The organism is Sphingobacteriales bacterium, assembly GCA_012517435.1.
Taxonomy (GTDB): Bacteria; Bacteroidota; Bacteroidia; order CAILMK01; family JAAYUY01; genus JAAYUY01.
Window position 1 is genome coordinate 1 of sequence record JAAYUY010000053.1, and the last position, 10,749, is coordinate 10,749.

At 39.0% G+C, this 10,749-nt stretch carries 7 protein-coding genes; 4 read left to right on the forward strand and 3 right to left on the reverse strand.

All coding sequences use genetic code 11. The annotated features are described in order from the left end of the window. Positions 1-1,425, forward strand: a 1,425-nt coding sequence (locus GX437_03085) for a carboxy terminal-processing peptidase (protein ID NLJ06636.1), incomplete at its 5' end; no start/stop codon positions are given. A gap of 119 nt (positions 1,426-1,544) precedes the next feature. Continuing rightward, positions 1,545-2,450 (forward strand): TAXI family TRAP transporter solute-binding subunit, encoded by a 906-nt coding sequence (locus tag GX437_03090; GenBank protein NLJ06637.1) that lies wholly within the window; start codon positions 1,545-1,547, stop codon positions 2,448-2,450. A 108-nt stretch (positions 2,451-2,558) separates the two neighbouring features. Here GX437_03090 and panB read toward each other — a convergent pair whose 3' ends face one another. Then, positions 2,559-3,377 (reverse strand): 3-methyl-2-oxobutanoate hydroxymethyltransferase, encoded by an 819-nt coding sequence (gene panB, locus GX437_03095; protein ID NLJ06638.1) that lies wholly within the window; start codon positions 3,375-3,377, stop codon positions 2,559-2,561. Between the two features lie 18 nt (positions 3,378-3,395). Continuing rightward, positions 3,396-4,598 (reverse strand): hypothetical protein, encoded by a 1,203-nt coding sequence (locus GX437_03100; GenBank protein NLJ06639.1) that lies wholly within the window; start codon positions 4,596-4,598, stop codon positions 3,396-3,398. Positions 4,599-4,658: 60 nt separating this feature from the next. Here GX437_03100 and GX437_03105 point away from each other — a divergent pair, with 60 nt between their 5' ends. Then, on the forward strand, positions 4,659-5,669 hold the full coding sequence (locus tag GX437_03105; protein NLJ06640.1) for a hypothetical protein: 1,011 nt from the start codon (positions 4,659-4,661) through the stop codon (positions 5,667-5,669). A 147-nt stretch (positions 5,670-5,816) separates the two neighbouring features. Continuing rightward, on the forward strand, positions 5,817-7,715 hold the full coding sequence (dnaK, locus tag GX437_03110) for a molecular chaperone DnaK (GenBank protein ID NLJ06641.1): 1,899 nt from the start codon (positions 5,817-5,819) through the stop codon (positions 7,713-7,715). A gap of 485 nt (positions 7,716-8,200) precedes the next feature. Here dnaK and GX437_03115 read toward each other — a convergent pair whose 3' ends face one another. Continuing rightward, complete coding sequence (locus tag GX437_03115) at positions 8,201-10,615, reverse strand: hypothetical protein (GenBank protein ID NLJ06642.1); 2,415 nt, start codon at positions 10,613-10,615, stop codon at positions 8,201-8,203. Positions 10,616-10,749 lie beyond the last annotated feature (134 nt).

Below are 10,749 nucleotides of genomic sequence, written 5' to 3' on the forward strand. Positions count from 1 at the left end.
AATTGCATAGCAGGTGTTTTTGATCCGCATACCGAATATTATGCTCCCAAACAAAAAGAGGATTTCGACATTAATATATCCGGCCGGCTCGAAGGTATTGGTGCAACACTACAGGAAAAAGGTGATTATATCAAAGTGGTCAGAATAGTTCCCGGCAGTGCTTCCTGGCGTCAGGGAGAACTCAAGGCAGGGGATATTATTCTAAAAGTGGCACAGGGAGATGCTGAACCTGTCGATATTGTTGGGATGCGGCTGGATGATGCAGTCCAGTTGATCAGGGGAAAAGCCGGGACAATGGTCAGGCTTACTGTAAAAAAAATGGATGGAACCATCAAGGTAATTTCCATCGTCAGGGATGTGGTAATTATTGAGGAATCTCTGGTGAAGTCAGCTATTATTACAGATGAAAAGACAAAATTGAAGATTGGCTACATCAAGCTGCCTCAGTTTTACACAGATTTTACCAGAACAGGAGGAAATGGCTGTGCAGCCGATGTAAAGGTGGAACTGAAGAAGCTGATGGCTGAAAATGTGGATGGAATAGTATTCGATTTACGCGATAATGGTGGCGGCTCCTTACAGGATGCAGTTGACATTGGCGGCTATTTTATTCCCAACGGGCCAATTGTTCAGGTCAGGTCAAGATGGGGGAGTCCGTTGTTGCTTAATGATCAGGATAATTCAGTGGTGTATGACGGTCCTATTGTATTCATGGTCAATGTGTTAAGTGCTTCTGCATCTGAAATTCTGGCTGCTGCCATGCAGGATTACAAGAGAGCTGTTATTATTGGGGCACCTACATTTGGAAAAGGAACGGTTCAGCGGTTTATTGAGCTTGACCAGTTTATTCAGGGGGATATTACCCCGAAATCTTCCTTTGGCTCCCTGAAAGTTACTATTCAGAATTTTTACAGGATAAACGGCTCAACCACCCAGCTACATGGGGTGACCCCCGATATTATTTTACCAGATATTTATGAATATGCCAAAATAGGCGAAAAGGATCTGGATTATCCTTTGCCATGGGACAATATTAAATCTGCCACCTACACCACATGGAAATATCCGGTAAACATAAATTATCTTAAGACTAAAAGTGCCGAAAGAATTGCTAAAAATGAATATTTTAACAAAATAACCGAATATGCCAGCTTTTTAAACACACAAAATCAGAATACCAATCAGGTATTGACTTTCGAAGAATACAAAAAGGAAATGGATGAATTTAATAAGAAATCTGAGGCATTTAAAAACATGGATAAAGAAATTTCATCCATGAAAGTTAGCCCGTTGGCAACGGATTTAATTACGCTTCAGAAAGATACCGCTGCAATGGCAAGGGCAGAAGAATGGCATAAGGAAATCGTGAAAGACCAGTATCTCTATGAAGCCATCAACACTTTAGGGGATATAAAAAAGAAATAGAGAATAACTTTCTCCATTTTTTTAGCAGTTTTTTTTGCCGATCCGGGAACAGGAATTTCTGTTTGGATTAAAATATTTATTTTTACAGTCTTGATAAATCAGCTTAAATCCTTAAAAACATGAAAAAAGCTTTTAATCTTTTGCTGGTAAATATTTTTATTTTATCAGCAGTTGAATCATTTTCACAGGTGCGTATCATGGCCGGATTTAAAGATGCCACCTATTACAGGATGACAAAAGATATTTCAGCTATCACCGAACTGAAAATAGATATTTTACCGTCAGCCGGAAGTATGCAGAATTTTAAAGCCTTGATGAAAGATGCCTGCGACCTTGCATTTTTACAATATGATGTGATCTTTTTCCAGCTGGGCTTAAATGCTGATGATCAGGCAAAAATTGATAATCTTAAAATTGTTTTGCCACTTGGGATGGAGGAAATTCATCTGATAACCCTCAAATCAAATGATTTTAAAGGTATTGATGATCTGGAGGGGAAGAAAGTCGCCATCGGGTCTAAAAATCAGGGGACATACATTACAGCTTCTTATATTAAATCGGTTACGAAAATCAAATGGAAAAGTATTGCACTTGGTTTTAATGATGCATTGGAAGCACTGCTGGTAGGTGATGTTGCTGCTTTCTTTTTTGTAGGTTCGGCTCCGGTGAACAAATTGTATGATCTGCCGGAAAACATTCAATCAAAGCTGACCTTAATACCTTTGACACATCCAAAACTTCAGGAATATTACACACCTGTAACTCTGAAATCAGGGACTTATCAATGGCTGAAAGAAGACATAGCTACTTATGGAGTACGATATGCGCTGGCTACAAATACCAAAGCTGAAACTTCAGCTGAGTATGACAACATCAAAAAACTGGTTGAAGATATACGAACCAAGTATGATGTGCTGGTTCAAAATGGTCATGAACAATGGAAAGAAGTGGATTTTAAATTCGATAACATTAAATGGCCAATTCACTCAGCTACCATGGAAATATTCAATCTGAAAAGATTTTAGGGAAAGGCCAGACGCTTCGGGTTCTGCTTTCATAGAATTATCAAAAATTTAGCATTTCTTTTCGAAAAGGAGAGGAAATCCGGAATTTTGAACTTGATAGAAACAAACTTAATATTGTTCGGTTTCGTTGGGGAAAGAGCCGGATTTGACATCGCTGATATAATGCTGGACTGCTTCAGTAATAATGGCTTCAAGGTTGGTATAACGTCTTAAAAATCTTGGAGAAAACTCATTGTTTAACCCTATCATATCATGAAAAACCAATACCTGTCCGTCAACATGGGGGCCGGCACCAATACCAATGGTGGGTATGTGAACGGTATTGGTTACAATTTCAGCCAGTTTTGCCGGAATCTTTTCAAGTACAATGGCAAAACATCCGGAGGCTTCCAGTTGTTTGGCATCTTCAAGTAGTTTGTCGGCTTCGGCTTTTTCGCGTGCCCGAACGGAATATGTCCCGAATTTATTGATAGACTGGGGCGTCAGTCCAAGATGTCCCATTACCGGAATACCTGCAGTTATAATTCTTTCAATACTTTCTTTAATCTCGGTTCCGCCTTCAAGTTTTACACAATGTGCACCTGATTCTTTCATGATTCTGATGGCAGATTCAAGAGCAATTTTAGAATTTCCCTGATAGTAACCGAAAGGCAAATCCACCACCACCAGAGCTTTCACCTGAGCCCTGACGACCGAAGCGGCATGATATATCATTTGGTCAAGCGTAATGGGGAGGGTAGAAGTATATCCTGCCATGACATTTGAGGCTGAATCACCCACAAGTATCACATCAATACCCGTTTTATCAAGAATTCTTGCAGTTGTATAATCATAAGCCGTTAACATGGCTATCTTTTCACCTTTTTCCTTCATTTGCTGAAGTACTTTGGTGGTTATTCTGCTATAAATACGTTTTGTTGACGACATGTCCTATATTTTTAAATATTACTTTTTCAGGTTTTTCAGCTGGTTCTGAAGCATTTCAACCTGCCTGCTCAGTGAAGCATTTTTTTCTTCCAGTTTTTTCAGTTCATCATACAGAAAATTGATAATATCCTTGTCTTTATTCTGGTTCAGGTAAAAAGTTTTAAAATCCTGAAGCGTGGCATTTTCAGTTTTCAGTTTTTGAAGCTGATCTTTCAGCTTATTGTTTTCTTTCTCCAATTCTGTAATTCTGTTCAGGGTTTTGTTGTCAAGATTGCTTTCAATAAATGCATTCAGACTCAGGTTGTCATTTTTGCATTTTTCCAGCAATTGTTTTTGCGTTTCAAGTTCTTTTTCTTTGGTTGAAAGGTCTTTTTTCAGACGGACAATCAATGCCAATGCTTCTGTCAGCTCCTTGTTGTCTGAAGAACCCGTTGTTTGATTTGGCTTTTCGGTAAGAGTATCAGCTTCTTTTTTTACATCGTTTTTCTGTGTATTTGTATCTGCTGTTACTTCAGGCTCTTTTACGTCTTTGATAGACAACAGGTAATCATATTTTCCGTATTCTTTATGATTGACGAGCAATTGTATTTTCTGAAAAGTAATCTGGCTTGATTTCCCGACAAAGAGGCCGAAATTCCTTAAATTAAAATTTGATTCATTTTCAAAAGAATAGATGAAGTAGTTGTTGATATAAATCTCGATTTTATTCCCATTAACAAGGATATTCAAATCATTCAGTTCGCCCTTCATCAGCAGGTAGTTGCATTTCTTCCAGCTATTGTTGGGTGTGCTGCCTGTCAGGTATGAAATAATTCCGTTTTCATTTATCTTTCTGATTCTGAATTGTTTACTTTTGTTAAATTCTAAAATCAGACCGTCAGTAAGGCTGCTGTTGAATTGAAAGCAAACGCCAGCCACCTGATAGGGAAAAACAAGTTTTTCAAGTGTAAGATTTACTGATAGTTCGTAATTGGGATAAGGGTTTTGCCAGTTGGGAAAAATAAACCTGTCTTTTGTATTGTTTTTTCTTTCAATCAGATACTGGCCATTTGAGATAATCATGATTTCGTCTTCATCATTGGCAATTGGCCAAAGTTTCAGGTCTCTGGAAGATTTAAAATCAGAATTAAAAACTATTTTATCGAAATATTCAGGGTTAAGATTTTGTGCAAACAGTCTTGCAGAAAAAAGAAAGAATAAAACAATAAAAGATTTTCTCATGAAAATGGTCTAAATTTGCATCTGCAAATATTACAAAATTAGAGCGAATAGATTCACAATATGTCAAAATTACCTGTTCTTTTACTTCTGCTGATTTCATTATTTCTGATTAACTGCAACGATGATTTTCAAATAAATGCCAAATGGAAAGATATTACCATAGTGTATTGCCTGTTAAATCCAAGTGAACCCGACAGTCAGCATTTTGTCAGGATCAACAGGGCTTTTCTGAACGATAAAAATGATGCGCTGATGCTGGCTCAGAATCCCGATTCGACAAACTATCAGGACTCCCTTTTTGTCAGACTTGAATACTGGAAAAACAATACTCATGTTTCTGTTAATGATATTGTGTTATACAGGATCCCTAATAATCACAAAGATTCCGGCATTTTTGCCAATACCGGTCAGTATTTGTGGGCTACACCAAAAAAGACGGTTTTGGATCAGGAGGCAATTTATAAACTCAGGATTACAAACACTGTAACAGGTAAAGAAGTCTGGGCAGAAACGCCCATTGTCGGAAATATTTATTCATTGTTCCCAAAGGTAGGTAATAAAATTACCATTTCTCCCAAGAGTAATATTGATTTTCAATGGTATAGCGGGAAAAATGCCTTTTTTTATGATGTAGTGGCAGAGATATGGTACAATGAATTTCCTGCCAGCAAACCTGAAGAAAAGACTAAAAAGGTATTGTACTGGCCGATTGCCAAAAACTATGTTCCCTCTAAAACAGATGAAATTGTTGAAATGAAGGTTACAGTGCCGGGCATCAGTTTTTATCAGTTTTTAAAGGATAATATTCCTGTCAACTACGACATCAACAGGGAGTTTTTAAGGATTGATTTTATTTATTCTGCAGGAGGAGAAGAAATTTACAACTACATGAATGTCAATAAGCCATCCATAGGCATTGTGCAGAAAAAACCTGAATACACCAATATCAGCAACGGTTTGGGTGTATTTTCTTCACGAAACAGGAATGTGGTTTCTGTTCAGATTACCCCGACCATGCGTGTAGAACTTCAGACAAACGACCTGACAAGAGACCTCAATTTTATCAGATAGCCTGAAACTTCTTCTATTTTTTCTTCAGAATTTTTCAGTTTTGTCTGACTAAATGTCATTTTGATAGGCTGATAATGACTAAACGGATTGTTTTATCCCTTTGGCACTACCATTGACATAAGAGGGCAAATCAATAAAGTATAAGACATGGGAAAAGTAATAGGAATAGATTTAGGCACAACAAACTCTTGTGTGGCTGTCATGGAAGGCAACCAACCCGTTGTAATTCCAAACAGTGAAGGAAAACGTACCACACCTTCTGTCGTAGCCTTTCTGGAAAATGGTGAAATTAAGGTGGGTGACCCGGCAAAACGTCAGGCGATTGTCAATCCAAAGTTCACTGTTTCTTCCATAAAAAGATTTATGGGCAACCGTTTTGAAGAAGTCAATGAAGAACGGTCGCGTGTCAGTTATTCTGTGACCCGCGGGCAAAATGATACCTGCCGGGTGGACATTCGTGGTAAACTCTATACTCCTCAGGAAATATCGGCAATGATTCTTCAGAAAATGAAGAAAACTGCCGAAGATTATCTGGGAACTACAGTGACGGAGGCTATTATTACCGTTCCTGCTTATTTCAATGATGCCCAGCGTCAGGCTACCAAGGAAGCCGGTGAAATTGCAGGTCTGAAAGTCCTTCGTATCATCAACGAACCTACAGCTGCAGCACTCGCCTATGGACTTGATAAAAAAAGTACAGACCAGAAAATAGCCGTATATGACCTTGGTGGCGGAACTTTTGATATTTCAATTCTTGAACTGGGTGATGGTGTTTTTGAAGTAAAATCAACCAGCGGTAATACTCATCTCGGTGGAGACGATTTCGACCATTGCATCATCGATTGGCTGGTCGATGAATTCAAAAAAGAAGAAAATGTCGATCTCAGCAAAGACCCCATGGCCTTGCAGCGATTAAAGGAAGCTGCCGAAAAAGCAAAAATTGAACTTTCTTCATCGTCTGAAACTGAAATTAACCTGCCATATATCATCGCTATCGACAACATTCCCAAACATCTGGTCAAAAAACTGACCCGTGCCAAATTTGAACAACTGATCGACCATCTGATGCAGGCCACCATTGAACCATGCCGTACTGCCCTTCGTGAAGCCGGACTGACCGCCAGTCAGATTGATAATGTGATTCTGGTAGGTGGTTCGACCCGTATTCCTGCTATTCAGAAGCTGGTGAAAGACTTTTTTGGAAAAGAACCCAGCAAGGGGGTCAATCCTGATGAAGTGGTAGCTGTTGGAGCTGCTATTCAGGGTGGCGTTCTGACCGGTGAAGTAAAAGATGTTTTACTGCTCGATGTTACCCCGCTTTCTTTAGGAATAGAAACCCTTGGCGGAGTGTTTACCAAGTTAATTCCTGCCAATACAACCATTCCCACGCGCAAGAGTGAGATATTTTCTACAGCAGCCGATAATCAACCATCCGTTGAAATTCATGTTCTTCAGGGTGAAAGGCCTATGGCTGCCGGCAATAAAACCATCGGTCGCTTTATCCTCGATGGTATTCCGCCTGCCCCTCGTGGTGTCCCGCAAATTGAAGTTACATTTGACATTGATGCCAATGGTATTCTGAATGTAACAGCAAAAGATAAAGGTACCGGTAAAGAGCAGAAAATCAGAATAGAAGCCTCATCAGGCCTGACCAAGGAAGAAATAGAGCGGATGAAAGCAGATGCAGAAAGAAATGCTGAAGCCGACCGCAAGGAGAAAGAAAGAGTGGAGAAAATCAATCAGGCCGACAGTCTGATTTTCCAGACAGAAAAACAGCTTCGTGAATTTGGGGATAAATTGCCGGCCGATAAAAAAGCAGCCATTGAATCAGCCAATAACAAGCTCAAAGAAGCACATAAAAATCAGGATCTGAATGGAATAGATCAGGCAATGGCTGAACTGAATACCGCCTGGCAGGCTGCTTCGCAGGATATATACAATGCCCAGCAGCAAAGCGGACAACAACAGCAATACCAGCAGGAAAGCCAGCAAAACCCGCCATCCGATGGAGAGGTGAAAGATGTTGACTTTGAGGAAGTTAAGTAAGAAATCGCCATCATAACACAGGCCGGCTCCGGAGGAGCCGGCTTTTTTATTTGAATTAAATGGAAAACTGCCTGCTATCCCGATCAGTTATTTTAAGATAATTGCGGGCATTCGGGTTAAGTTTTCTGTCTCCGCGTTTTTCTTGCCTGCTAAAGACAACCAATTGCCAGCTTTTTTGATTGCCTGTGGTTAACTCCCCTCTCTTTTTGAAAGAGAGGGGCCGGGGGTGAGTTAAATATAAACAAACCATATCAAATCTGCCTGACCTGCCTGAAGTCAGGCAGGCGTCAGGCAAGATTTTAGTTTTTCCTGCCAACTGCAGACTTTCTAATGCTTATTGCTGTTTTTTGTACTGAAGTATTGATAAATTTACCTTTAAACTTAATCTTCCTGATGGACTAAACTAAATTTAATTATGGCATTTTCGCTGTTTTAAGTTTTTCAAGCCTGACAGAGCCCGTAAACTTGATATAATCTTCCAATGATTATCTGACAATAAATCCGCCACTGATATTTGCCCTTTTTCCTTCCAGAAAATAGATATAATATCCCTGACTTAGCCCTTTCATTTCTATGGAAGAATTATTCAACTGATTTTTGTTGAAAACAGTTATTTCCTGACCCATCACATTCACAATTCTTAATTTTTCATAGTTTTCAGGGGTAAGATTATTCAGGTAAAGACTTTCATGCATGTAGCGGATTTGCGGTTTTCCGGTTTTATTTTCCCTTGTTGCCAGTGAATTTTTCAGAAAATGAAGGATAAATCTGTCATTATGTTCGCCTTGCGTAAGCTCAAACGCAACATTTTCACCGTTTGAAAGCCGGTATCTCTCACCTGTCAGTTTATCCTCAATTTCAATCAGGATGTCATCTATGTTTTCCTTTTTGCTGACCTGAAAATGATAGATGCCATCTTCCCCTGCATAAATACCGACAGGAACTGCAACTTCTTCATCATTTATCAGAGAAGTCAGCGATAATCCCTGAATGGCAAACTGGAGTTCAGAATCATGAATAAATGAATATAAAGCGATATTGGGGTTTCCTCTGAGTTTGGCTGCATCATATTTTTGGTCAAAACCATTGGTGGCTTCAGGTAAGAATGCACATAAAATTTCGTTGTAACTATTGTCAGGTCCCTCGACAGACAACCAGGAACGTAGCGGATTTTCAAAATCAGGAATAAAAAACTGTGTGCCACTATAAGCCTCTCTCTGATCTGCGGCAAGCGTGATGCTGGTGGTCCCGCTGCCGACTTTCACGAAAAATCCCTGCCCGACTGCTATGTCTGCATCCGGAGTAATATTTGAACCACCACTTGCAGCGGTACCTCCGCTGCTGTTTCTGATGGCATAATCAGCCCGCTGCCGGTCTCCAGCAGGATTGTCCCATAAATAAACTGCCTCATAGCCTGAAGCAAATTTGCCTGAGTTATCACTCAGAAATTCTGATACTTTCAGTCCGCAGGGGTAGGGATTTCCAATCAGGTTCCATCCGTCAGCATTTAAATATCCGTTATTGGTGTAGCTGACACTCATACCGCTGGAAAAATCATCCGGTACCAACAGATTACCCTGCCAGCTGAATGTACGGTTGGCATAATTGCTTACAACAGCATATCCTCTGCCGTTTACCAGATTTCCGGAAAGAATTCTTGTCCATCCCTCATCAATGTCTCCGGATGTAGCCTCATCGTACCAGTAAACATTGTAATCATTACTTTGCCAGATGGAAGAAAAAGCAAGATTTTTAACAGGAGAGCAGATAAAATGATAGGGTTCATAGGTGGCATTACCTGTCACATAGCGTTCGACAGTAGCGGCCACATTCTGTGTATTGTGTATCAGATTTCCGGTTCCTGAAGACGAACTTTTGATGACTATACCGGAATTGCCGGCATTGTTGGTTAAGTTATTTTCAACCGTAACAACATTACCTTCACTTATGGTTAAAGCTTTACCTGAATTTATAACAACATCGTATGCACTGAAATTTCCGGAAGTAGTATAATTACCATCAAAAATCACATTTTTTAATGATGTAGGACTTCCGTTGTCCCATGTGCTCCCATTCCAGGTAGTTTCCGGCAGTGGAATTGAATTGCTATAAACTATATTATCGATAAAAATGTTGGCAACATTACCATTACTATTGACCCCGTAAAACATCCATGAATCAATATAAGTATCATTAGAGAGCAATGCTTTAGAAAGTTCATCCCCAATTATGGTCCCGTTTACATATATATCTTGTTTATTTGAAGCCAAATACATAGATGCGCCTTTATAATTATAATTGATTGTTCCTGTTGTATTATTCCCAAATATTTCAACCGTATAAATGTTTCCTTGAGTAAAGGGTGTAGAACCTAAACTTGACCAACCACTCCCGTTTCTATATTTCATTGTAATTGAACCACTTGACCCGAATACCCATTGAATACCGGTAAATACCTCATTGCCAAAAAAAGTGTTGTTATTAGAATAAGTTGAACCTGCTCCCTGAAAAAAGTAGAATTCACCACTTGAAGCAGTTGTTCCACCCGAATTATCTCCCAATAAAATTAAAAATCTGGTATAAAATGATTTGCCTGCTGTATAATTGTATATTGAAAATTTATTAGCTGATCCAGAAGTTGAGGCAACAATCTGTAATTCAGCATTACTTCCAAAATTCTTTAATCCTTGATTATATAAATAAAATCCACCTCCATCACCATCACTTACTCTGATTCTGTCTTCACCACTGCTAGGTTGAGGTAGAAATGTTGTACTTACCCCACTAGAAGTTGTAAAACTTGATGATGACCCTGTCCCAAAATCATAACTCCATGGTTGGCTTTGGGTCACATTTAAACAGAGTGTTAAAAAGTAAATTAAACTCATAAACCTTTTCATAGCCAGCTATTTAATGGTTTTTAAGAAAATAATGAGCATTAAAAAACTATGAGAAAAAAAATACTACTTCAAAAATAAAAAATTGCAAAAAACCAAATGCAAGGATTATTTAATTTTAAACGTTACTGTTTATC